This is a genomic window from Pseudomonas sp. A-B-19 (assembly GCF_019947515.1).
Taxonomy (GTDB): Bacteria; Pseudomonadota; Gammaproteobacteria; order Pseudomonadales; family Pseudomonadaceae; genus Aquipseudomonas.
Genome location: NZ_JAGYGN010000005.1, coordinates 15,303 through 39,393, shown reverse-complemented (window position 1 = coordinate 39,393; position 24,091 = coordinate 15,303). Strand labels below are relative to the sequence as shown.

Here is a 24,091-nt window from a genome sequence, read left to right as displayed (position 1 = left end):
CACGTCGGCCCAACGGAGTATGGATCGTGAAAAAATACAATGTCGCGCTGATCGGGACTGGCTTCATGGGCAAAGCCCACTCCATTGCTACTGCAGTCGTTCCAATTCTTTTCGGTGCGCCGGTAGAAATTGAACGAAAGGTGATTGTAGATATCGATGAGGAGCTGGCACAAAACGCAGCAAAGCGATATGGATTCTCTGAATACGCTACGGACTGGCGCGATGTAGTTAATCGCCCGGATATCGATATCATCGATATCTGTACCCCGAACGACTCTCACGCCGAGATCGCCATCGCCGCAGCGCTGGCGGGCAAGCATGTCATGTGCGAAAAACCAATGGCCATGACTGTCGAAGATGCCGAGAAAATGCAGGCAGCTGCCGAAAAAACCGGCGTAATCACCATGGTATCCTACAACTATCGTCATACCCCGGCAGTTCAGATGGCCAAGCGTCTGATTGATGAAGGTCGTATCGGCGACATCCTGAATTTCCGTGGCTACTATCTGCAAGACTGGGGCGCTGATCCAGAGCTCCCACTGTCCTGGCGTTTCAACAAGGCCAAAGCTGGCTCAGGTACGCTGGGTGATATCGGTACTCACGTTATTGATGCCGCGCGTCTGTTGGTAGGTGAGTTCTCCTCGGTGAACTCCATTGTGAAGACCTTTATTAACGAGCGTCCGCTGCCCGAGGGTCGTTTCTTTGGCCCAGCAGGACAAGCTTCCTCTGAGCGTGGCAAGGTCGATGTGGATGACGCCGCACTTACCATGATCAAGTTCACCAATGGTGTGTATGGCACTATAGAGGTAACTCGTAATGCTTGGGGTCATCACAACCAGCTTGGCTTCGAAATCTACGGTACCAAGGGTTCGATTGCATTCGATTACCAGCGTCTGAACGAGCTTCGTGTTGCGTTCGCCGATGATCCTAAAGATACATTTGGCTTCCGTACCATCTACTCCGGCCCTCATCAGCCGTTCGGTGACAAACTTTGGCCTGTTGCTGGTATGGGGCAAGGTTACATCGATATTAAATCGATCGAATGGTACAACTTCTTGAAGGCAATCGCTGAAAAGACCCCGGCATCGCCAAACTTCAACGATGGGCTTCAAATTGAGCGTATTGCTGACGCGATTTTGAACTCCGGCGTGAGTGGTGAGTGGGAAAACATCGAGCAGCCGTCTAAGTAACCTTCGACGCATTCCGAGGTGGGCGCGTAAACCGCGCCTGCTTGCTGTCATCCGAAAAATATCCATGTTGATGTTTCTGGGGGACTAGGAGATGAGCGTTTCTATAGGTTTGATTGGTGCAGGAGTCATGGGCTCCGAGCACGGTAGAATTCTATCGCTGGACACACCGCGCAGCACTCTGACTGCTGTTTGCGATTACGATGAGGCTCGGGCACGAAATATCGTGGGAAAAGGACGTGTCTTCAAAGACCCATTGGAGTTAATTCACTCGTATGATGTCGATGCTGTTGTGATCGCATCTCCTGATTCCACGCATTTTGAACTCGTATTGGCTTGTATCGAAGCAGGGAAACCTGTTCTTTGTGAAAAGCCCTTGGCAATGAAAAGCGCAGAGGCGCTAATAATTGTCGACGCCGAAATTAAGAAAGGCAAAAGCCTGGTGCAGGTGGGTTATATGCGCCGTTTCGATCCAGGGTATATGGATTTGAAAACCAACTTTGATGAAGGCGTGATTGGCGCACCAGAGATCCTTCACAACATTCACCGCAATCCAGTGGCGCCTGAGTGGATGACGGGCGAGATGCTCGTGACAAACGCGTTCGTTCACGAAATAGATGTTGCTCGCTGGGTGCTGGGAAGTGAGCTTGACTCGGTGAGGGTCGTGTCCTCTGACAAGGGGGATCCGATGATGATTGTAGCCCGTATGGCTAACGGATCTATCGTGTCAACGGAGTTATTCATGAACTGCAAATTCGGCTACCAGGTACAGGCCGAGTTAGTAGGGAGTGAAGGGACGTTAGCTCTTCCACCATTTGCATCGACGTTGCTTAATAAAATGGGAACCCAATCTTCATTTGTACCGAGTAATTGGATTCCAAGGTTCAGGGCAGCTTACAAAGCACAGTCGCGAGCCTGGGTGGATACCGTGATATCGGGTAGAAAAAATCATGGCGCATCCGCATGGGATGGTTATGTAACTACTGCTGTAGCTGAACGGATTGTTGCGTCGGTAAGTGCTGACGAGACTATTAAGCTGAGCGTTGCTGAGCGGCCTGAGTTCTATTCTTGATTTAGTCGAAGAAGCACATCAATTTTGTTGGCTTTAATTAGCCATGTCTGACCATAAGACAATAATTAGTTAGAGGTGGTCAAGGTGATTCGATACGCCGTCGTAGGGGCAGGTTGGATTTCGCAAACTGCTTTTATTCCCGCTGTAAATCTTACTGGTAATTCGAAGATAACGGCGTTGGTTTCAGGTAGCCCTGAACGTGCAAGCGAGTTGGCTCGAAAATATGATATTCCTCACGTATTCGATTATGAGGGATACGAAGAGTTGGTCGAAAGCGATCTGATTGATGCAGTTTACATCGCTCTGCCAAATCCTCTTCATGCATCTTTTGCAATTCAAGCTGCGAATGCTGGAAAGCACGTCATTGTTGAGAAGCCGATAGCAACATCGCTGCCCGATGCGGATGCGATGATCTCTACTGCAAAGAGATCAGGTGTATTTTTAATGACCAGTTACCGGCTTCATCACGATATCGGTACGATTACAGCACTTGATGCAGTCCGCGATGGACGCATTGGGGATCCCTTGTTTTTTTCGGCAGTATTTAGTTTCCAAAGTGATCCGGAAAATCATCGGCTGAATGTCGAGCATTGGGGCGGGCCATTACAAGATATTGGTATTTATTGTGTGAATGCCGCGCGGCATATATTCAATGCAGAGCCTATTGAAGTATCGGCGATGAGTACTCGCCGCGCAGATGATCCTCGCTTCTCAAGCTTGGATGACTCAATAGCTGTTACTTTGAAGTTTCCAGATAATCGGATGGCCCAGTTTTATTGTAGTTTTGGAGCCTACTCTGTTGATACCTATAGAGTCGTCGGAACACACGGCACTCTATGCATGGATCCAGGGTTTCGATTTGAGACATCAATGGCGATGAAACTCAAGAACGCACATGAAAGTGAATTTGTTAGCTTTCCGCATTTCGATCATTTCGCTGGCCAGATTTCATATTTTTCTGAGTGTATTCAGGTAGGGGTAGAGCCGAGCCCAAATGGTGAAGAAGGCCTTGCTGATCTTGAGGTCTTGTTTGCTATTGAGCGCGCGGCTGCTTCTGGAGTTCCGCAGCGACTATATCCGAAGTCTCCTCGTGTTGGGCCATCAAAAGGCACACTTCGGATGATTGAAAAAGGTGTTAGCCACTGACGTCTGGGCTAAAAAAACCTGTCTAGAAAAGTAAATTATTGGGAGTATTTTTTTTGTATATCGGAGTGCCATTAGAGACTGCAGCTGGCGAAACGCGTGTTGCTGCGACACCTGAAGCGATCAAAAAACTTGTCGCTTCTGGCCATCAAGTTGTTGTTCAGAGAGGTTGCGGTTTGTCCGCCAGTATCTCGGACAGCTCTTATGAGGCCGTTGGTGCCAGTGTGGGGGAGGCTAGCGATGCCTTTGGCGCTGACCTTGTCCTCAAAGTGGTCGCACCTAACGACGATGAGCTCATGCTGTTCAAGCGTGGCGCCGTTGTAGTGGGGATGCTCAACCCGTTTAGCAATGAAACCATCGCCAAATTGGCCGCGAGCGGTATCACTGCGTTTGCCCTGGAAGCGGCGCCACGTACCTCCCGCGCCCAGAGCCTGGACGTACTGTCTTCCCAGGCCAACATCGCGGGCTATAAAGCTGTGCTGCTGGCCGCCCACCACTATCCGCGCTTCATTCCGATGCTGATGACCGCTGCGGGCACCGTGAAAGCGGCGCGCGTGCTGATTCTCGGCGCCGGCGTGGCTGGCCTGCAGGCCATCGCTACAGCGAAGCGTTTGGGAGCGGTGATCGAAGCCTCAGACGTACGTCCCGCGGTCAAGGAGCAGATCGAATCCCTCGGCGCCAAGTTCGTCGACGTGCCTTACGAAACCGATGAAGAGCGTGAATGCGCCGTCGGTGTTGGCGGTTACGCTCGCCCGATGCCGGCCAGCTGGATGCAGCGTCAGGCCGTGGCCGTGCACGAACGCGCCAAGCAGGCCGACATCGTCATCACCACCGCACTGATTCCGGGCCGCAAGGCGCCGACGCTGTTGAGCGCGGAAACCGTGGCACAGATGAAGCCGGGTTCAGTGGTCATCGACCTGGCTGCGGCCCAAGGCGGCAACTGCCCACTGACTGTCGCCGATCAAGTGGTCGTCGAACATGGCGTAACCATCGTCGGCCCGACCAATCTGGCAGCCGCAGTCGCCGCCGATGCCTCGGCTCTGTATGCACGCAACCTGCTGGACTTCATGAAACTGTTGTTCGACAAAGACGGACAATTGGTGATCAACCTTGAAGACGATATCGTCGCCGCGTGCCTGATGTGCCGCGACGGCCAGATCGTGCGCAAGAACAGCTGAGGATAAAAACAATGGAAGACATGCTGATCTCTCACGGTATCTACAACCTGATCATCTTCGTGCTGGCGATCTATGTCGGCTACCACGTGGTCTGGAACGTGACCCCTGCGCTGCACACCCCGCTGATGGCGGTGACCAACGCCATCTCCGCCATCGTGATCGTCGGCGCCATGCTCGCCGCTGCTCTCACCGTCACCCCGCTGGGCAAGACCATGGGCACCCTGGCCGTGGCCCTGGCCGCGGTCAACGTGTTCGGTGGCTTCCTGGTCACCCGGCGCATGCTGGAAATGTTCAAGAAGAAAGGGGCTCCAGCAAAAGCTCCGGCAGCCAAGGCCGAAGCAGTCAAGAAGGCTGAGGTGCAGCAAGCATGAGCATGAACCTGGTTACTTCCCTGTATTTGATCGCCTCGGTCTGCTTCATCCAGGCGCTCAAGGGTCTTTCGCATCCCACCACTTCGCGTCGCGGCAACCTGTTCGGCATGCTCGGCATGGGCCTGGCGATCCTCACCACGGTGGGTCTGATCTACAAGCTCGGTGCCGAACTGGCCCATGACGGCATCGTCTACGTGATCGTCGGCCTGCTGATCGGCGGCACTGTCGGTACGATCATGGCCACGCGTGTTGAAATGACCAAGATGCCCGAGCTGGTCGCCTTCATGCACAGCATGATCGGCCTGGCCGCGGCATTCATCGCCGTGGCTGCCGTGGTCGAGCCCCAGTCGCTGGGCATCGTTCAGCAATTCGGTGATGCAATCCCGGCCGGTAATCGTCTGGAACTGTTCCTCGGTGCCGCCATTGGTGCAATCACCTTCTCCGGCTCGGTCATTGCGTTCGGCAAACTGGCGGGCAAGTACAAGTTCCGTCTGTTCCAGGGCGCACCGGTACAGTTTGGCGGTCAGCACAAGCTGAACCTTCTGCTGGGCCTGGCCACACTGGCACTGGGCGTGACCTTCATGCTCACCGGCGACTACACCGCGTTCGGCGTGATGCTGGCGCTGGCCTTCGTGCTTGGCGTGCTGATCATCATCCCGATTGGCGGTGCCGACATGCCGGTCGTCGTGTCGATGCTCAACAGCTACTCCGGCTGGGCAGCGGCGGGTATCGGCTTCTCGCTGAACAACTCGATGCTGATCATCGCCGGCTCGCTGGTGGGCTCGTCCGGTGCGATCCTGTCGTACATCATGTGCAAGGCGATGAACCGTTCCTTCTTTAATGTACTGCTCGGCGGCTTCGGCAATACAGCTGACGCAGGCGGCCCGGCAGGCGCGAAAGAAGCCCGTCCGGTGAAATCCGGTTCGGCTGACGACGCGACCTTCCTGCTGACCAATGCCGACACCGTGATCATCGTTCCGGGCTACGGCCTGGCGGTCGCACGGGCACAGCACGCGCTGAAGGAACTGACCGAGAAGCTGACCCATCGCGGCGTGACCGTGAAGTACGCGATCCACCCGGTTGCCGGTCGTATGCCGGGCCACATGAACGTCCTGCTGGCCGAGGCCGAAGTACCTTATGACCAGGTATTCGAGATGGAAGACATCAACTCCGAGTTCGGCCAGGCCGATGTGGTGCTGGTGCTCGGCGCCAACGACGTGGTCAACCCGGCGGCGAAGAACGATCCGAAATCACCGATTGCCGGCATGCCGATTCTCGAAGCGTTCAAGGCCAAGACCATCATCGTCAACAAGCGCTCGATGGCAAGCGGCTACGCCGGCCTGGACAACGAACTCTTCTATCTGGACAAGACCATGATGGTGTTCGGCGACGCGAAAAAGACTATTGAGGATATGGTCAAGGCGGTTGCGTAGTTCACTGAGCCCATCAGTCCGAGCCCCGCTCGCTGATAACAATAGCTTATCGCCGAATATCGCAAATGGAGATTGGACTACGTCGATTGGATCGCTGAATATCAAACGAGCCTTGTGGATGATGTAAGGGATTTTTTAGTAGCTGTTCGAATGAACTAATTTCCGACTGAGAGCGCACTATGAACAATTATAAAGATCGTGTGGTTGTTGTTACTGGAGCAGGGTCAGGAATGGGGCGGGCAATGGTTGCCGAGTTTGTTTCTCGCCAAGCATATGTTGCTGTATTAGATATAAATCTGAAGGCTGCAGAAGAATCTGTCGCTCAACTGACAAATCCTGAGTTTGCTTTTGCGCATCGTGTGGATGTTAGTGACCCTGAAAGTGTAAAAGAAGCGATCGATGCTGTAATTAAGAAGTGGGGCCGTATCGATCTGCTTTGTAATAACGCTGGGATTCTCGATGGTCATGCCACTGCGCACGAAGTGTCGCTAGAGGAGTGGAATAAAGTCATTGCAGTGAATTTGACTGGGCCTTTCCTTATGGCCCGCGCTGTAATTCCCCAAATGCTCAAGCAAAAGAAAGGCGCGATAATTAATACGTCTTCAACGTCAGGTTTCAGTGCAGCTGGTGGTGGCACCGCTTATACGGCTTCGAAACATGGCGTGATTGGCCTCACTAGGCAGCTAACCTTCGAATATGGTGCTCGTGGCATCAGAGTCAATACCATTTGCCCTGGTGCTACCGCTACACCTTTGGCCATGGCTGATCCTGTCACGGTGAACTCTCCTGATATGGCCGCAGCTCTTCAAAAATTCCCTGCACGCCGCTGGTGTCAGCCAAGCGAAATTGCCAAGTTGGCCGCGTTTTTAGGTGGGGATGAAGCCGACTTTGTTCACGGTAGTGAGTATGTCATGGATGGTGGTTGGCTAGCTGCTGCCCGTGACCCGTTCTAAATAATAGCGGTTCCTATCTTAAAACTTGCAAGGGTGAACATGATGTTTAGCAAGCGTGAATGGCCGGATTGCGGCGTCGAAGGTTTCAAACGCGGTTTTGAAACCGTAGATGGCGTGCGTATGCACTACGTCAGTGGCGGCGTTGAAGATGGCGAAGTGATGGTGCTGGTCTGTGGCTTCCCGCAGAGTTGGTATGCTTGGCGTAAAGTACTACCTGAATTGGGTAAACACTACCGCGTTATTGCACCAGACCTCCCTGGTCAGGGTGATTCGGATCGTCCTGCCAACTGTGACACCGCCAATATCGCTCGCCTTCTGCGCGGTCTGATGGACAAGATCGGGGTAGATAAGCATTCATTAGTATCGCACGATCTTGGTGCTTGGGTTAGCTACCCCTATTGCGCAAACTACGGTGACAAGGTCACCGGTTGGGCTATTTTGGACTGTGGTATTCCAGGAATCAGTTTGCCTGACAACCTTCCTTGGGCCGCCAATGTCGCCTGGCGCACCTGGCATTGCGGATTCCATAACCTTGTAGATTTGCCAGAAGCCTTGTTGGAAGGGCGTGAGCACATTTATCTGCAATGGTATCTGCAGCGCAAAGCTGCAATCCCGCAGATTTTCACTCAAGACGACTTTGAAGAATACCTGCGTGTGTTCAAGCTCAATGGACTCAAGGGCGGGTTGGCTTACTACCGCGCCATGTCCGTGTCCGCCGACCAGAACCGGGAGCTGACCAAGAAAGGCAAGTTGCAAGTCCCGATCCTCGCGGTGCGTGCCGACCAAGGCTCGATGCCTGATTTGGTAGGTGAGCTGCAAAAAATCGCAACTAATGTCACCGGCACCATGGTGCGCAGCGGTCACTACATCCCAGAAGAGCAGCCTGAGCAGCTGGTCAACGAACTGGTGAAGTACTTCTCTGATCTGTGACGCCTTGCGGGGGCTGCACTGAGCAAGAGGATGTCTACTGAACGTTAGCGGCTTGGGGAAAGGTCAGTCGTTAACGTGCCAGTGGTGAGACTGCTGCAGGCTTTTCACAGGGACATTCTACGCTTTACATGGCTTTGCTAGGAGTTCGTCTTGCTGCGGCTCCTAGCCTTTTTATCTGATTAATTGTCTTCTCACGCGGCTGCCGCTGTGAGTCGCTTTTTTTTGTGTCCCAAAATGATCCAGAAACAATCTCGTGCAGCGCTTTAGACTCCTCGGCGAGATATGGGCGCACCTCACGTAAAAATCTCAGAGTACGTGGAAGTAATTAGCGCGGGATTTTATTGCGAAGCTTTTGGTAAGTTGGATATATCTAATAGGGGATAAAATAATGACGAATGTCAGCCAGATAAAGGTGAGTTATCATGATGACCCGCGAGTGTTGGCCGAGCAATCGGCAGAAGACTATTCTCGGCATGTAGTTCCTCTCGCCGCGCGATCTGGCCGTTGGAGTCTGGCAATGGCATCTTGGTCGGTGCTCAGTGCTTTGTTCTATCTTTATATTAGCGTGGCTGTAGCGCAGGCAGTTGGAACTCGTAGTGCATTGATTGGCATTGGATTGTCGATTTTGTTCTACGGATTGATAAACTACATTATCTGTCAGCGTTCTATAAAAAATGGACTTTCGGTAGCCCTGCTCTCCAGAGGCATTTTCGGTAACGCAGGCGCAATCATTTCGTCGCTGCTGTTTGCTGTCACTGCAATTTATTACGCAGTTTTTGAAGGCTCTATCATCGCTGTTGCATTTCAACAGTATTTTGCACCAGACAGTGACATTCGATGGTGGTATTTGTTGGTGGTTCTCTATGCTATGCCGCTCGTTATGGGTGGGGTACAAGTGTGGATGGACAAACTCAACGGAGCTTTATTGCCGCTGTATGTTGGAGGCTTGCTGTTGATTATTGTCATGGCGGGCAACCGCTTTGGGTTTTCGACAGACTTTCTCTCTATACAGCCTTCGTTGGATACCAGTATGCCCGGGTGGTTGTGGGCGTTCATCGTCTACATGGGAATCTGCGTTAACATGATGGTGACCGCGGAGTTCTCTCGATTTGGCAAGCCTGAGGATGCGAAATTCCATGGAGTTATCACTTTCGGGCCAGTATTCTACTTTGCGCTCTATGCTGTAAACGGACTGGCTGGCATCTTCATTATGGACACAGTCTTTCCTGGTCTGAAGGCCAGTGAGCAAGGGATAGCTGAAGCCGTACTGAAGTCTTCAGGCTTGGTGGGTTTGTTATTCATCCTGATCAGCCAAACTCGTATCAACACCGCCAATTACTATATGGCATCTTTAAATATGGCAGGGTTTGCAGCGCGAGGACTCGGACTGCGATGGTCTCGAGGCGTATGGGTACTGTTCGTCGGTGCATGTGTTTACCTACTGATGCTGACAAATGTCTTCAGCTATTTGCTCAAAGCGTTGGCATGGCAGGGTGTTGCAGTTACATCTTGGGTCGCGATTCTCCTGACTCATTACGCTCTATATCCAGACCCCAAAAGTGACGAATTCCGCCCTGGCAGAGTGAAGGCAATCATGCCTGGTGCGTGGGCAATTCTATTATCAACCGCTGTCGGAATATCGTTGATCGAGTTAGGAGATAAGGGCGCCTGGTATGTGGAGATCGCGCCAATACTGATTGCGATTCTCGCAGCTTCGAGCTATTGGATTATCAATAAATTAGCGGAAAGTCGACCGCTTGTGCGTTTGGCTGAGCTTCGTGAGGAAGTGCAGGATGTGTGGCGCCAGCACATTGAGTGCCACGTCTGCGATCGCTCTTACAGTGCCATTGAAATGGACAGGGATCCGTCGGCAAGTCAGCAAGCTATCTGCACTGGGTGTGCTGAAGGAAATCAGAACTTCCTAAAATCCGTGAAACTGGAATCTCATCAGTTGAGTGTGCTGTCAAAAAATCAGTCAGGTGTGGAAGGCTTGAGATAAAAGTGATTAGTAATCAGTTGGATGGCCACTTCATCTCGTAACCTGAGATTGGGTGAGCCATCTCACAAACGGAAACTCAGCTGTCCTTGGATTTGTGTTTGGCCGTAAACCTTATCCTGTTTTCAGGATGAGGTTTTATGCTGTCGAGCTTTTACTAAATAAAAACGTCTGCGGTTGATTTAGTGTTGAATCGATTGTTTTGTACAAAAAATAAATAAGATCCCAATGTTTTATTTTGTCGCTATCTGCCATTTTTAGCTGAATTACTGCGGCTGGCTTTTTTGTGAGCATCAGTGCTTGTATTAGTCTTAGGTGAGATGATGAAACATAAGGTTGTAATTGTTGGTGGTGGAGCAGGTGGACTTGAGCTGGCGACTAAACTTGGGAGAACACTCGGAAAGCGCAAAAACGCCGAGATCACGTTGGTTGATGCAAATCTGACACATATTTGGAAGCCATTACTTCATGAGGTGGCTGCTGGATCACTGGATCCAAGCATTGATGAGCTCAACTACTTCGCTCAAGCAAAATGGAATCACTTTTCGTTCCAATATGGTCGTATGGTTGACTTGGATCGTGACCAGAAAACCATAACGTTTAAGTCCTCGAACTCCGAGGTGCGTGAGATTCAATACGATACCTTGGTTATGGCGGTTGGCAGTCAGTGCAACGATTTTGGGACTCTAGGTGTTCAGGAGTTTTGCCATTTCTTGGATAGTCGCGCCCAGGCTGAGAAGCTTCACAAGCTGCTTCTTTCTCGTTACATGCGTGCACATGCCACGGACAAATCTACCCCTCTGCGAATTTCAATTGTGGGAGCGGGAGCGACCGGTGTTGAGCTGTGTGCAGAGCTTCAGCATGCCATTCGTATTATCGAGGGATATGGTGTTCGTCACGCTTCGCCGTCAACCCTAAAGATAACTTTGGTGGAGGCCGGGCCGCGCGTTCTACCTGTTCTCAATCAAGACGTAAGCGAAACTGTCCATTCCGGACTCACTGATCTTGGTATCGATGTCCGCGTAAGCACGGCTGTGAAGGAAGTCACTGCTGAGGGCGTACGTTTAGCTGACAGCAGCATCGTCAGTGCAGATATGACGATTTGGGCTGCTGGTATCAAAGCACCGGCATTCCTCAAGGAACTAGCTGGGCTTGAGACAAACCGGATCAACCAGCTCCTGGTACGCCGTACATTGCAGACGACTCTAGATGAATCAATCTTTGCCATCGGCGACTGTGCGTCATGCCCAATTTCGGACGAGGGGGGCGGATTTGTTCCACCTCGAGCACAAGCAGCTCACCAGCAGGCGGAAATGCTTAGCAGGAGCTTGTCTCGGTTGATTGCCGGCGGATCGCCTTTGAAATTCAATTATGAAGATCGCGGTACTCTCGTTTCGATGGCGTCATTCAATGCTGTAGGTACGCTGACCGGCTTGCTTGGATACAAGAAGGTCACAGAAGGGCTTGTCGCACGAACCCTCTACATGTCGCTTTATCGGTTGCACCAGGCATCACTCTACGGGGCCCCGCGGATGCTACTTAAGGCGTTTGCCGAGTGGTTACAGCGTAAGACGCGGCCTCGGCTTAAGCTGCATTAAATGAAGCGGTGCTCGTATATTTATCGATGTCTGTCTGGCAGTCATGAGGACTGACTTGATCATACCCTCGGAGGGTTAAAGACAAAGGGGTACAGAAAGACATGTACCCCTTGGTGCTGAACGCACCGATGGTGGCGATTCACCCAGAGCTCTAGTCGTAGTTGATTTCGATTGAGCGTCTTTGAAGAATGGATTGACGGGCGGCGTCCATTACCACTGCCGCATCGTAGGCATCATTCATTGTTGACAACGGTGCTTTGCCTTCCGCCAAGCATTCTCCAAGGAAGAATTTCTGGGCTTGGTAAAAACTGTCCCAGTAAGTCCCATCGTCCCAGAACGGCAGTCTTGCCTCTCCAAACCTCATGGTGTCCCAGGGAACGACGGTCGAACCAGCTTTACCAATGAGTTTGAAGTACACCGACCATGGTTCACGACTGCGGTCGTCTGCTGAGAAGCTGCCCCATAGGTTGGCAATGGTACCGTTCTCATATTCAGCGACGATCATTAACTGGTCATGTGCTTGAGGATCATTGAAATGCACATTTGATCCTGTAGCAAAGACCCGCTGTGGGCGGCCCAGGAAGTAAAGCATGCTGTAGGTATGATGGATCATCAATTCGTGCATTGTTAAATCGGGCTTCCCCATTTCAGCGGGGTGACGCTTATTGTAAATCGCCCAAAAATTTACAATTTCACCCAAATGCCCCTTGTCTATATGGGCTTTAACTCGCCGCATTGTTTCTGCATAGATATAGTTGTGCGACGGCATGCAGACCCGGTTCACTACTTGCGCAATGCTAGCTAGCTCTCGAATTTGCTCTGGGGTGTCACATATTGGCTTCTCTAGAAGGACGTGTTTTTTAGCCAGTAAAGCTTCCTTTGCTAAAGAGAAATGAGTTTCGGCATTTGTGCACACGAACACTGCATCGATGCTTTCATCTGCCAGGAGTGCTTGAGGAGAAGCGTAAACCTCTCCGCCAAACCTCTCCTTAAACGCAGCGGTTTTCGCAGGTGTCCTACCCCAGCCTCCGACGTAGGCTGCGGGATCAATTTCCTGCAGGGCAGTAACGTGGAGTTCGGCTACGTTACCGAGCCCAAGAATTCCTACTTTCATTCTGTTTCCCCCTGTTCTGTTGCAATCAGTAGTTGATGTCGACGGGTTCACCGCGCGCTAGGGATTCTGTTGCCGCATCAGCAATCAGTTGTGCGCATAAGCCGTCGTTGGCGTTAGGGGTGGGGGCAATGCCGTTAGTGATGCAGTTGATGAAGTGCTGCATCTCAGCCAAATATGCGGGGCCGAAGCGTTCAAGGAAAAATGGTTTGGCGACAGGCATCGAGAAGCCCGTATTGGTCGCACTCTCTACCAGTGATTCATGCACGTTTGAGACACGTAACATCCCCTCAGATCCATGCACCTCAAGTCTTTGGTCGTAACCATAGGTAGCCCGACGAGAGTTGGATATCTGGCATATTTTTCCCGACTTGGTCATCAGCACTGCAACTGCAGTATCGACGTCACCCACCTCTCGAACGGCAGGATCGACTAGCGCTGAACCGGTCGCAAAGACCCGAGTGGGATTTTCGCCTAACAGAAAGCGAGCGAGATCGAAGTCATGAATCATCATGTCGCGGAAAATCCCACCAGACCCTTTGAGGTACTCGATCGGTGGTGGGGCAGGGTCTCGGGATGTGATGGTGACTGTTTCCACGTTACCGATTTCACCAGACGCCAGGCGTTGCTGTAGGGCACCGAAATGAGGATCGAAGCGCTGGTTAAACGCGGTCATGAATGGCACGCCTTCTGCCTCAACTTTTGCAATGCACAGCCGCACCCGTTCAGACGACATGTCTATCGGCTTTTCACAGAAAATTGGCTTTTTGGCGTCTGCGACAGCGTGAATCAGATCGAAGTGAGTGGGTGATGGTGAGGCGATGATTACTGCATCGATGTCAGCTCCGTAAATGATGTCCTCAACAGAGCGTGCCTCAACATTAAATCGTTTTGCACAAGTCGACGCGGCTTCTGGCACTGCATCTGCTACCGCAACGAGTTTAGCGGACGGGATTTGAAGCAAGCTTGCAGCATGTACATTTCCAATTCGACCGCAGCCGAGTATTCCTACTCTGATCATTATGAAAGTCTCTTTTTTTGTTGGTTGGATCTGTTTCGGCAGGCTGTGTCAGGGTGGCAGTGCTGATTAACGGCATCAATAGTGGCTGAGATCGTATTTTTTTATGAGGTGTGAAAAGTTTAAGTTTTCAGTATTGTTTCGTTTGTCGGTTTGATTATTTAGTGGTTGGCGTGTTGGTTTAAGTGTGCTTTACTGCAGTTCAGTTTTTCATAAGTGTTGACGGTTATAAGTTTGTGCTCTGAACATTCACAGCTAAAAATTAGCTCTGCTGATGGCTATGTTTTATTTATATAGTGTTGGTCGCTGAATTAAGGCTGTAAAAGTCCTTAGGCCGGTGCAATTAAATGGCGGCATGCTTTGGTATTCCGTAGGCCGATCAGCGTTTGGCTACGTTCACGAGCAATGGGTAACCACTGATCGCGAATGCTAATTCAACTAAAGCGTGGTCATTCCAGAATGCATCCGCTACGTAAAAACCTTCACAACGAGCTGCACGCACGCCCGTCACTGTACTTCGATGAGCCAGCTCATGTGTTTCATCTGGCGTTCCTCGGTAGTGATCAAGAGTGCAATACGTTTCTGCTGAGGTGCTTCCCTGACAACCTCGATCTGAATGCCACCCAAGGCATTACCCAACTCGATGGCCACGCATTGAAATGGGAACGCCACGCTGAGTTTTTTACTCTGACTATGGTGGTCACTTCATCCCGGGGTGACCTGACTTGGACAACTTTGCCTGAGGCATTGGCGCAAAAGGTCGAAGTACTTTTGCCAGTGCTTATCAACTCAATGCAGATCGTAGTACGTGGTGAGATCGACCTGGATCTGTCCCGTTATGGTTTCAAGGATCCGTGTGGCTCGTGCGTAGGTGGTGGTGATGCAGTGGTCTGGAGCGATTTTCGTCTCAGTAAGGATGGCAACAACCATATGTTGTTCATCAATCGCCACCTGAATGCCTACCGTCAGGGGCGGATGATACGCCGCCTTTTGGAAATCGAGACTTACCGGATGATGGCCTCGTTATCCTTGACCACGGTCAAGACCTTGAGTCCGCAGCTTGATATTTATGAGAAGACGTTGGTGACCCTCTCTGAGCGTAACGCCGTTGTCGATGGAGACAATGCGAAAGCTCTTCTCGCTGATATTTCCAACCTTTCGGCCCAAGTGGTCAGCAGTAGTGCGAAGACCCGTCACCGCTTTAGCGCTACTCAGGCCTATGCACAACTGGTTTCCGAGCGACTGAGTGAGTTGCGTGAAAGTCACGTAGGGGATTGTCAGCGCCTCGGGGTGTTTATCGAGCGTCGGTTCAAACCAACGGTCAGGTACTGCTCGGCGACTGAACAGCGACTGGAGCACTTGGCTAAAAGCGTGGCAAACCTAGGCGATCTGCTGCAGGCACGAGTCCAGGTGGAAATGGAGGAGCAAAACTCGGAAATTCTTAAAAACTTGAATGCCCGTGCGGATGCCCAAATCAAGATTCAGCATGCGGTAGAAGGACTGTCGATTATCGCCATCACCTATTACTTACTCAGTTTGCTGAAGCTTGGTTACTCGGGTTTGCACCTACTCGGCGTGCCGTTGTCTCAGCGAGAGGCCTTGGTGGTCGCAACACCTCTCGCCATTGCCATCCTTACGTTGATTGTGCTCCGTATCAAGAAGGTCAAAGAGCATTGAGGCAACCAATTTTACTCCGCTTAAGATGGCAGGCTGATGCAAACCTATCGAGTCAAGGCGACTGAGCAAGGCTGGAAATTGTATCGGGCGCGTTCTGTGCGGCGTGTCATGCAGGCCTCCTCGCTCAAAGAACTTATACAGGTAGCTAGGCCCGTGCTTTCAAGGTGTGGAGCGTTGATAAGTGTGTCTAGCAGTCCCAGTCACTTTCACGAAATACGCTTTGAGGCATCTATCGAATGTTGGCCGAGGGGAAACTCACGAGAACGGAGATTCATTTTCGCTCCCCAATAGTATTCAGACGGAATTGCTTGAGCGCTACAAATGGAGCTTGCCGAAACGCTTCGAAGAAAGCACTGACGCGTTGAAGGGAAGGGGAGTGAGCAGGTATCGAAGAAAAGGGTGGTCGGAAACAATGACTCAACAGTGAGCATTCAGGGGTACTGATCAAACATTCAGACCATGCCTCGTCGGCTTTCTAGTCATTGCGAGAAGTCTCAAATTTCTCCACGCATGAGCTGCGTATAGCAGTCAAATGGAGCGTCTTTATACCTTCCGAACTTTTCCCTGTGTACGGTGTGTGCTTGAAGGTAACGGCCGTCCAGCACACCTGCACGTTCTGCTTCTGCTCTACACATTTCAATCTATCTGCGGTCAGCGCCACCGACTAAAAATGCGGGATGCAATTCGCCCTAATGAATTGCAAGCCCACGACATTGTGCCTTCAGGTTTTTCAGTTAGCACCTGCTGCTTTTCCAGACTTATATCTATCGAAACAGGGCTGATGCCGATCATGCCGCCCCCAAAGCCGTTACGCATTTCATCCTGGATACGATATCTCCTGATACCAGCGATCGAGTTAAGTGAGTGCATGGCAACCTCGAATGCAAAAAGTACCTATGGATGACATAGGCTTCAAACGCAATACTTATGCCAAGTGCCCTTGCTGCGATTCAGTTGGCTTAATCTGCGCCCAAGCAGTATGCACCACGACAACAGTTTGGTCGGACTCAGTCATGCAGGCTTCTTGAGGCGAATAGGGCGTCGCAAAGTTTTCGGACATCACTGACCTCTGCCTGAGCAAGGAGATCGCCTTCTTTAACCTTGGTTTGATAATTCTCAAAAAATCGAACGACGGAGCTGATGGCTACATCCGACACCCTCCAAGGCTTGTTCGACGAGACCGTGCTTGGGATTGAGCGTGGATCCAGAGACACGAAACCAAAGGACAAGGAGCGATATGCTTCAGCTCATGCGGCCCACATCCTATGGACAGCGAGTGGACAGATCGCTCCTACAAATATCACAGGAATCCCATTTTTCAGAAATCCTGAGGAAGTCGCCGCGCGATCCAGAGAGATGGATACCTTCGACCTCGTGCTCTCATTCATTGAGAGGCTCGCGCATGACCCCACGCTTCCAGTAAAACCATCGATCAGGTACTGGGCCAAGACTGCTCAGAAGCAGATAAGGCCACAGTAGCAGCTGGTAGGCACCACGTTGGCCAGCGTTAGAGGGTGGAAAAATGGGCGTTGGGTAGATTCGAAAAGCAATGTGCATGACGGAGGCTTAGGTAGTGAAAACCTCGGATATTCGGCTCATTCCGGAGCTTTCTTTCATTCTGACCACCAGTCCTTTTCTGCACGTGTCATTCCATAGCCGTTGAACCAGCTTTCGATATCGACGGTGAGCGAAGTGACGGATGAAGTGTTTGGGTGAAGAGGGTCAAGTAGGTTCGCTTGCGATGTAGCCCAAGCTGCCCATAGTGCAGTTTGTTGCTGGCTGTGCTCTGAGGTAGTAGCACTGACATTGCAGGTCGCCTGGATGAATGCTCTCAGTCGCTGAGCCTGCTCCCAACGTTTTGTATTTTTGACGAGTTTATGGCGCAGGCGTCTATGAGTTTCTTCACTCTTGACGCGCTCAAGTCGCACAGCTTCTTGAGCCATTCGCTCCCGACGATCCTCTTCATTCTTCAAGCGCAGCGCTTTCACGGATTCAGCAATCGCCCCGAAACCGTCAAGGATGCTCGTAAGCTTTTCCTCGATTTTCCCGGTCTTAGTATCCGACCAGTTTTTCCGCTTCCCGTAATCAGTGCGTGCGTCAATCTGCAGGCTTAATTCGCCAGTGGAAGACCATTCAAACTGAGGCGCGCGCAGCAACGAGAAATCAGGTTCCCATCGAGCAGTACGCCGTCGTGGCGTTGGTGGTGGAGGCGGGATAATTTGCTTACTCAAGCGCTCAGCAAGTTTGATTGCCAGGGACTCGCCGTCGACCTCGACCAACGTTTTGTCGTCCGATGTGACCCTCCATATGTAGCCGAGTACCTCGCTCTCTTTGATTAGGGTGTCGAAAATCACTGCGCAGCGATCAATGAGTTCGGAGGAGATTCTCGCGTCGAGCACATGTTTGCCTGTGGTCACGAGATGGCCTTCATGAGTCTTGGCCGCTTTAACGCATTTCAACCACTTGATCACCAGTGGGTGAGGCGCAAGGAGGGTGTGAGGTACTTCGATGGTTGAACGGATTGCTTTCGGTTTTATAGGCGCAGCGCTTTGCACTGGAAGTGTGCTTCGATCCAATACTCTGAAGCTGATGGGCTGTCCGCCGACGGGAGGCTTAGGTTTGCCTGGGCGTTTTGAAACTGGTTTTGCCCAATGCCCTCGAGGGGGCAGGGCTACGCCAGCTTTCCGACAGGCCTTGGACAGCGCGACGTCTGATATGCCTATTTCTTGGGCCAGCTTCAAGACAGGTGTTTCCCAAGCCTTGTCGAACAGCTCGCTGGGAGTGAAGTTTACGATCTTGTACATATAGGTACCCGGCGCTTGGCGTTCCGATACCAGCGTAGATTTCCTCTCTCCAATCTCAAGTCAAATCTTGCGAGAGATGCCCGGGGGCGTAACATCCAGCTATTCACCGAGAGGGATCACTCCGGTGTCATTAACACCGCGAGCGTCATTTTGATGAACTCCTCATTCCTGGTAATTGTTTCCAGCGCACCGCGCACGTTGCCTCCAACCTCACCCGATCCACGCTGCTCGACCCAGAGTGTCAGCTCCATGACAGCAGCCTCAAGGGCTTGCTGGTTCTGATTGATCTTGAATAGCAGGGAAGGGAGTAGGTCTGCGTTCGACATTGTGATTCCTCCGTGGAAGAGGTCAGCGTAGCAGGAGGAAAAATGAGGTGTGACGCTTTCAGAAGGGCGGAACACAATCTTGAGTCCGCGTTACCCCACTAGCTGGAAACTGATCGCGGCTTTCCCAGTGATGTAGTGCTCGCGGGACACTTGGCATAGGTCAGCATCGAAGCGGGGCATGCTCAACCTCTCCAGGTACTCTCGCAACATTGCACAGAGTGTTGAGGGCCTCTTTTATAGGTAATTCACATTACTCAATGCTCATTGGGCATGTGAATGGATGGTCAGGGCACCGGGTACCTTGGTGCGTTCGAGCCCCCCACGCTCCAGCCACCGGAGGGTCTGCGTATAGGCGCGCTCCAGCAAAGACTCGGTCTGGTCAAAGTTGAACACCGAGACATCCACAGGGCACAAGGGCGGGACGATGTGCAGGCTGGTGAGAGTGCGGAAGTGTTCGATGTCACTCACCAACTGGCGCATGCTCATCAGGTTGACGGTATGTAGGGCTAAAGCGATCAAGCCTCGGGGTGGTTGTGGTAGGGCGCAACTTACTCCTGTAGGAACCACCACTACGTTGGTGGCGCCCAGGGCTACGGCAGTTGAAATAGGTGTATTGCTTGCCACGCCACCGTCAATCAGGAATTGATCGGCAATTTTTACGCAGGGGAATACCAGCGGGATGGCAGCGCTGGCCAGTAATGCCTGTCGGAGTTCGCCACTGGACAGAACGGTCTCAGCACCGCTCAGCAGGTCAGTGGTGACGATGTGCAGGGGCAACGCCGCATCCTCAATGCGGTGTATAGGCAGTGCCTGATCCAACAGTTGGTTCAAAGCCGCCGGCTGCAACAGAAAGCTACGCCGTTTGATCAGTCCTCTACAGGTATCGAGCCAGGACAGGGGAACGATGTCTGTTTTACGTAGGCCCCGCCAGAAATTGGCGAGCGCCTCGACGCCTTCGGAATCGGGTCTTGCGGCAAAATAGGCACCGTTGATGGCACCCACCGAAGCGCCCACCACCATGTCGAATCGAATGTTGGCCTCGACCAAGGCCCGCAACATACCCACTTGGACAGCACCCAAGCTGCCGCCGCCAGCGAATACGATTGCGGTTTTGGTCGCCATGGTCGAAGTCTCTGTGCAGAAATGTATCGAATCAGTGTAGCCGGCGGGTCGGCGTTACTTCCGGGTGCTCGCCAGATGATCGAGACGTCGCAAGCTTGGAGTTCCGGACGATGCCGAATCCCAATGGAAACGGGATCAATGCGTAACGGAGCGCGCTTCTACTGCGAGACTGCGCCCATAGGTTTCAACATCTATGACAACGAAGAGAAACTACGTCTGAAGACTACATATGAGGCCCGAGAAGACGTCGAGGTTGAGTGTCGACGACTTAACCTTAGTCGCCTTCAAACTGTACTTTCGGAGCGGGAATCCATGACTGCGCTATAGGCATCCAGCAGTCCAACAAAGCCATCGGCGCTTGGCGTTCCGAAACGAGTTGATCATAGGCTCAGGGACGTACGACCAACAGCGCTCTGACGCGGATGCTCGGCATTCAGCAGCGAACAAACAGCGTCTGCCTCCGCCCTGACCTTGAACACACCATGCTTGCTAGCTGAGCCTCCTAATACGAGATCAAAGTTCCCTGTATCGCTTACTGCCATCTTCCAGTCCGGTGGTTTCGATAACCCGCTTCTGCCTGGCATCTGCAGGCGGGGCGACTGGTTTCGTGGGCTTTAGCCATTGGAAGTGCGTCCGCGTATCCGGAGACAGGAAAAATATATCGGCAGAAGTCACCCTTGATTGGCAAATGAACTTCCCTCCATCCGCTGAACGGTCATTCTCACGCGTTGACAGTAGGAGCACATGCTCTTAAATTAAATCACATAGGGGTATATGCTCTTATATGAGTTTTCCAGGAGCATTTGCTCCAGCTAATCGAGAGAGCCAAGATCATGAGCGCAGCTGAAATTCTTGTAAGTGGTGCAACGGGGCGTACCGGTGGGGCTACCATCGATGAGCTGCTCAAATTGGGTAAACGTGTCCGCGCTTATGTGCGCACGGACGATGAGCGAGCCGCAGCCCTAAGGGCTCGTGGCGTTGAAATTGCCATCGGCGACTTCACCAACATCGATGACATTCGTGCGGCGATGGAAGGCATCCGTTCGGCCTATTTCCTGTATCCGCTGGCATCGGGAATCATCGAAGGTGCAGCGTATTTTGCCCAGGCCGCAAAAGAGGCGGGCGTAGAGGCTATCGTGAACATGTCGCAGATTTCCGCGCGGCGTGAGTCCAAGAGTCATCTGGCACAGGATCACTGGATCTCTGAGCGTGTATTCGACTGGTCGGGCGTACCGACAACGCACCTGCGTCCCACGTTTTTTGCAGACTGGCTCGCTTACCCTCACTTCGCCAAGGAGATTTGGGCCAAGAAAAAAATCGAATTCCCCTTTGAGAATGGTCGTCATGCGCCCATCGCTACCGACGACCAAGGACGCGTGATCGCCCACATCCTGGCCAATCCGACGGGGCACGAGGGTAAGATTTACAGCCTTCACGGCCCTATCGAGATGAATCACACCGAAATCGCGGCTGCCATGAGCGAGGTGCTTGGTGCGAAAATCGAGTACGCCCCGACATCGATCGAAGAGTTCGAGCGTAAAATGACGCACGAGTACAAGTTCCCAGCCGCCTTGACACAGCATCTGGTTGAAGTCGCTCAGGACTACCAACAGGGAGTCTTTGCTGGTGTGAATGACATCGTGGAGGAAATCACCGGTACGGCTGCGTTGACTGTGCAGGCGTTCATCGAAAAGTACCGGGATGTCTATGTGTAACCAACCCGTTGGGTTCTTGAAATAATCATCAGTAGTAACGAGGAAATATGCAGATGCTGCCGGTTAGCCAACCGTTAGGGATCGACCAGTGCAATTGTTCCGCAATAAGGAAGGCGAGCCGGCAGATCACTCGCTTTTACGATGCGCAGCTTGAGCCATCGGGTCTTCGAATCACCCAGTACCTTACATTGGCAGCGCTCTATGAAATGGAGACTGCTGCGATCAATACGCTTGCTGAGCGCCTCGACATCGAGCGCACGGCGATGGGAAAAATGGCGGGTTTCCTGGAGAAAGGAGGATTGATCTCGATCAGCCCCTCACCCTCCGACGGTAGAAGTCGCCTCGCAGCATTAACCGAGGAGGGCAGGAGCTTGTTCAAAAGAACCGCTCCACTCTGGCAAGAAGCCCAGCGTCAGTTTGAGCAATTGAATGGCACTGAAAACGTGGCTTCGCTCCGGAAGGATCTGGCCCAAGTGAAAGTCGGTGATGTGAGTGGGATACCTGATGAGTGAATTGCTTCTGGGCGACCCGAGATCCAGCTTCTACGCCGTGCAAGCAATAAGGCGCCAATCCAGCTTACAGAGATCGTGAGCTGAATTTGATACCGATCACCTGAGTACCGAGCGCTATCCAGTTTAGGCATCCCCTCGGATCGAGAACTTCAGGGTCGATAGCTCCGCGCTTGGTTATCGGAAAGACAGTTACCGAGCCAAAGCGGTTATCTAGGACAGATGACTATCAGTGTGCTTTCTTTAGACTTTTCAAACGCACATTCGCCCTTTGCACAGCGGCCATTTTTTCAGGCCGCTTCATGCGTTTCCACTTCCTGATGTCTTCCTTGCTGCGCCCGCAACTCACACACAGATCGCCGCTCAACTGGCAAACCGAAATGCATGGATTTTCGATTTCTTTAGCCATTGTCAATAACTCTGGGTCACGCGTGACTGTGCAAGGCGCTTCTGCCAATCGCCACCATGAGTGCGTTGGCACTCCTCCTCAGAGTCGAACCGGACAGTCTGATCTGAAAGCTTCACATCGATGTTTGCCTCGAGCAGCGCGATAGCCGTCAGCTCGAAAACCCGCGCTTTCGCGCTAGCTTGGGCGAGCTTTTTGTCGGTCAACGTTTCGAACACCCAAGTCACCTTCAGCGTTTGAGCAAGGGCGTTCAAGTCAGTTGTGTGGGTGAGCCAGGTAAAGCCTTTGATTTCACCTTTTGCGGTTTCGCAGGCATCGGTAAGCGTTGTAACTAAACGGCGCTCGATCCGCGCAAGTTCACGTTTACCCAAGGGCATAGCGGGCTCCTTTGGAAAGGAAAAAATGGGAGGTACTTTGCACCGTCTTTAGGGAGAAAGCAGCAAAAGGACTCAATGAGCGACCTTTCCCTGAAAGTCAGGCGGCTCGAAAAGGTGTTTCTCTCCTTCATTTGCTTAGCATGGCGGAAGAGGGCTGTGATGATGCGTTGGTCGGAGTTGGACAGGCAGGCCGCCTGGCGTTGGAGTTTGTCCGTGAAGCAACCTTTGCACATGACGCAATTGAGATTGCTATAGAAAACGTACGTCGAGCCGTACCTAACGCGCGCTTGATCGAGTCAGCTCTCGCTCCATGACTGACTGCAGGCACCATAGATTTCGCGGATGCCGAGCGTCCCGCCTCCCATTACCTAGTGGCGCTTGCGGGGCGAAGAGAGGAGAGGTGGTGTTCGAGTAATGTTGTGTTCGAATCGTCGTTTGCGGTGCCCACAAATAGAAACCCCCTGAAGCCATAAGGAATCAGGGGGTTTAGAAGTAATGGTGCCCAGAGACGGAATCGAACCGCCGACACGGGGATTTTCAATCCCCTGCTCTACCGACTGAGCTATCTGGGCCGCGGCGGAATTAAACGTTTTTTACGGCTGAGGCGTCAAGCGCGAAATCAAAAAAAACTAATGAATACCTATGCTTACGATTGCCCGTAATGTGGAAATCTCAAAAACCGTGAGTTGGAGGTGGTTATCTGGCTCAGGTCATGAGCGAGTATGAAGTCACCCGTGCAAGGACTGGGTTCGAGGTGTCCCTTGGAAATGCTGGGCACGAGAGTAGAGACAGAAGCAGTCCTCTATCTGATCGGTCGACTAGAGAGGGGGAGGTGTTTGAGCTCCATCGCGCTGCACTTGGCAGTGGAAGCTGAGGCTGATTGTTACTATCGCACCTTCGGGCCGAAGAGGCCCGGCTCGACGTAACGCATCATCAAGCTGGAAAGCCGAGGTCGGAAACGAATGCTGTCTTCGACTTTATCGGTCAACTGGAGAGATGAGTCGTCATTTGAGTTTCGTCATTCGCTTCATTCAAAAGAGACGCTGGTCGTTTTATCGCTCATTTGGGCAGGGCCAGACTTTGCTTAGATTTTCCGGGAGGGGAGAGAGCAACATTGAGGTGCGATTGAGCCAGCTACGCAGTCGAATTTGAATGATGGTTTTGA

At 52.1% G+C, this 24,091-nt stretch carries 21 protein-coding genes and 1 tRNA gene; 14 read left to right on the top strand and 8 right to left on the bottom strand.

Going from position 1 to position 24,091, the window contains the following annotated elements; genetic code table 11:
* Window positions 1-26 precede the first annotated feature (26 nt).
* The 10 genes from KGA81_RS07335 to KGA81_RS07290 all read left to right on the top strand — a co-directional run bounded on the left by KGA81_RS07335 (window position 27) and on the right by KGA81_RS07290 (window position 11,861).
* Window positions 27-1,190: a Gfo/Idh/MocA family protein gene (locus KGA81_RS07335; RefSeq protein ID WP_223507675.1), complete on the top strand. Its 1,164-nt coding sequence runs from the start codon at window positions 27-29 to the stop codon at window positions 1,188-1,190.
* A gap of 91 nt (window positions 1,191-1,281) precedes the next feature.
* Window positions 1,282-2,259 (top strand): Gfo/Idh/MocA family protein, encoded by a 978-nt coding sequence (locus KGA81_RS07330; protein ID WP_223507676.1) that lies wholly within the window; start codon window positions 1,282-1,284, stop codon window positions 2,257-2,259.
* 84 nt (window positions 2,260-2,343) lie between these two features.
* Window positions 2,344-3,405, top strand: coding sequence for a Gfo/Idh/MocA family protein (locus tag KGA81_RS07325; RefSeq protein ID WP_223507677.1), 1,062 nt, complete (start codon window positions 2,344-2,346; stop codon window positions 3,403-3,405).
* A gap of 53 nt (window positions 3,406-3,458) precedes the next feature.
* Window positions 3,459-4,580, top strand: a complete 1,122-nt coding sequence (locus tag KGA81_RS07320; RefSeq protein WP_223507678.1) for a Re/Si-specific NAD(P)(+) transhydrogenase subunit alpha — start codon at window positions 3,459-3,461, stop codon at window positions 4,578-4,580.
* Between the two features lie 11 nt (window positions 4,581-4,591).
* A complete protein-coding gene (locus KGA81_RS07315; protein WP_223507679.1) occupies window positions 4,592-4,951 on the top strand; it encodes an NAD(P) transhydrogenase subunit alpha in 360 nt (119 codons plus the stop codon).
* Window positions 4,948-6,384, top strand: a complete 1,437-nt coding sequence (locus KGA81_RS07310; RefSeq protein WP_223507680.1) for an NAD(P)(+) transhydrogenase (Re/Si-specific) subunit beta — start codon at window positions 4,948-4,950, stop codon at window positions 6,382-6,384. The genes KGA81_RS07315 and KGA81_RS07310 overlap by 4 nt, the downstream gene beginning before the upstream one ends.
* A gap of 179 nt (window positions 6,385-6,563) precedes the next feature.
* Complete coding sequence (locus KGA81_RS07305) at window positions 6,564-7,337, top strand: SDR family NAD(P)-dependent oxidoreductase (RefSeq protein WP_223507681.1); 774 nt, start codon at window positions 6,564-6,566, stop codon at window positions 7,335-7,337.
* A gap of 42 nt (window positions 7,338-7,379) precedes the next feature.
* The gene (locus KGA81_RS07300; protein WP_223507682.1) at window positions 7,380-8,267 is read left to right on the top strand and encodes an alpha/beta fold hydrolase; all 888 of its coding nucleotides are present in this window, start codon (window positions 7,380-7,382) and stop codon (window positions 8,265-8,267) included.
* A gap of 388 nt (window positions 8,268-8,655) precedes the next feature.
* Window positions 8,656-10,266 (top strand): purine-cytosine permease family protein, encoded by a 1,611-nt coding sequence (locus tag KGA81_RS07295; protein WP_223545222.1) that lies wholly within the window; start codon window positions 8,656-8,658, stop codon window positions 10,264-10,266.
* A gap of 320 nt (window positions 10,267-10,586) precedes the next feature.
* A complete protein-coding gene (locus KGA81_RS07290; protein ID WP_223507684.1) occupies window positions 10,587-11,861 on the top strand; it encodes an NAD(P)/FAD-dependent oxidoreductase in 1,275 nt (424 codons plus the stop codon).
* A gap of 151 nt (window positions 11,862-12,012) precedes the next feature.
* Here KGA81_RS07290 and KGA81_RS07285 read toward each other — a convergent pair whose 3' ends face one another.
* Together KGA81_RS07285 and iolG are read right to left on the bottom strand one after the other, a co-directional pair.
* A complete protein-coding gene (locus tag KGA81_RS07285) occupies window positions 12,013-12,975 on the bottom strand; it encodes a Gfo/Idh/MocA family protein (protein ID WP_223507685.1) in 963 nt (320 codons plus the stop codon).
* A gap of 25 nt (window positions 12,976-13,000) precedes the next feature.
* Window positions 13,001-13,993, bottom strand: coding sequence for an inositol 2-dehydrogenase (iolG, locus tag KGA81_RS07280; RefSeq protein WP_223507686.1), 993 nt, complete (start codon window positions 13,991-13,993; stop codon window positions 13,001-13,003).
* 456 nt (window positions 13,994-14,449) lie between these two features.
* Between iolG and KGA81_RS07275 the strand changes: the two genes are divergently transcribed.
* Both KGA81_RS07275 and KGA81_RS07270 read left to right on the top strand, forming a co-directional pair.
* Window positions 14,450-15,667 carry a DUF3422 domain-containing protein gene (locus tag KGA81_RS07275; RefSeq protein ID WP_223507687.1) on the top strand — a complete coding sequence of 406 codons (1,218 nt, stop codon included), beginning with the start codon at window positions 14,450-14,452 and terminating at the stop codon, window positions 15,665-15,667.
* A 1,140-nt stretch (window positions 15,668-16,807) separates the two neighbouring features.
* Window positions 16,808-17,146 (top strand): hypothetical protein, encoded by a 339-nt coding sequence (locus KGA81_RS07270; protein WP_223507688.1) that lies wholly within the window; start codon window positions 16,808-16,810, stop codon window positions 17,144-17,146.
* A 134-nt stretch (window positions 17,147-17,280) separates the two neighbouring features.
* On the opposite strand, the gene KGA81_RS07265 is transcribed toward KGA81_RS07270, so the two are convergent.
* The 3 genes from KGA81_RS07265 to KGA81_RS07255 all read right to left on the bottom strand — a co-directional run bounded on the left by KGA81_RS07265 (window position 17,281) and on the right by KGA81_RS07255 (window position 19,919).
* The gene (locus KGA81_RS07265; protein ID WP_223545221.1) at window positions 17,281-18,471 is read right to left on the bottom strand and encodes a hypothetical protein; all 1,191 of its coding nucleotides are present in this window, start codon (window positions 18,469-18,471) and stop codon (window positions 17,281-17,283) included.
* A 116-nt stretch (window positions 18,472-18,587) separates the two neighbouring features.
* Window positions 18,588-18,797 carry a hypothetical protein gene (locus KGA81_RS07260; protein ID WP_218432298.1) on the bottom strand — a complete coding sequence of 70 codons (210 nt, stop codon included), beginning with the start codon at window positions 18,795-18,797 and terminating at the stop codon, window positions 18,588-18,590.
* Between the two features lie 261 nt (window positions 18,798-19,058).
* Complete coding sequence (locus KGA81_RS07255) at window positions 19,059-19,919, bottom strand: patatin-like phospholipase family protein (protein ID WP_223545220.1); 861 nt, start codon at window positions 19,917-19,919, stop codon at window positions 19,059-19,061.
* 833 nt (window positions 19,920-20,752) lie between these two features.
* On the opposite strand from KGA81_RS07255, the gene KGA81_RS07250 reads away from it, so the two are divergent.
* Both KGA81_RS07250 and KGA81_RS07245 read left to right on the top strand, forming a co-directional pair.
* Window positions 20,753-21,634, top strand: a complete 882-nt coding sequence (locus KGA81_RS07250; RefSeq protein ID WP_223545219.1) for an NmrA family NAD(P)-binding protein — start codon at window positions 20,753-20,755, stop codon at window positions 21,632-21,634.
* 47 nt (window positions 21,635-21,681) lie between these two features.
* Window positions 21,682-22,146, top strand: a complete 465-nt coding sequence (locus tag KGA81_RS07245) for a MarR family winged helix-turn-helix transcriptional regulator (RefSeq protein WP_223545218.1) — start codon at window positions 21,682-21,684, stop codon at window positions 22,144-22,146.
* Window positions 22,147-22,372: 226 nt separating this feature from the next.
* Here the strand turns inward: KGA81_RS07245 and KGA81_RS07240 are convergent, their stop codons facing one another.
* The 3 genes from KGA81_RS07240 to KGA81_RS07230 form a co-directional block, all read right to left on the bottom strand.
* Window positions 22,373-22,552: a DUF1289 domain-containing protein gene (locus tag KGA81_RS07240; protein ID WP_081013822.1), complete on the bottom strand. Its 180-nt coding sequence runs from the start codon at window positions 22,550-22,552 to the stop codon at window positions 22,373-22,375.
* 2 nt (window positions 22,553-22,554) lie between these two features.
* The gene (locus tag KGA81_RS07235) at window positions 22,555-22,926 is read right to left on the bottom strand and encodes a hypothetical protein (RefSeq protein ID WP_223545217.1); all 372 of its coding nucleotides are present in this window, start codon (window positions 22,924-22,926) and stop codon (window positions 22,555-22,557) included.
* 496 nt (window positions 22,927-23,422) lie between these two features.
* Window positions 23,423-23,498: transfer RNA gene (locus KGA81_RS07230), tRNA-Phe, on the bottom strand.
* Between the last annotated feature and the right edge of the window lie 593 nt (window positions 23,499-24,091).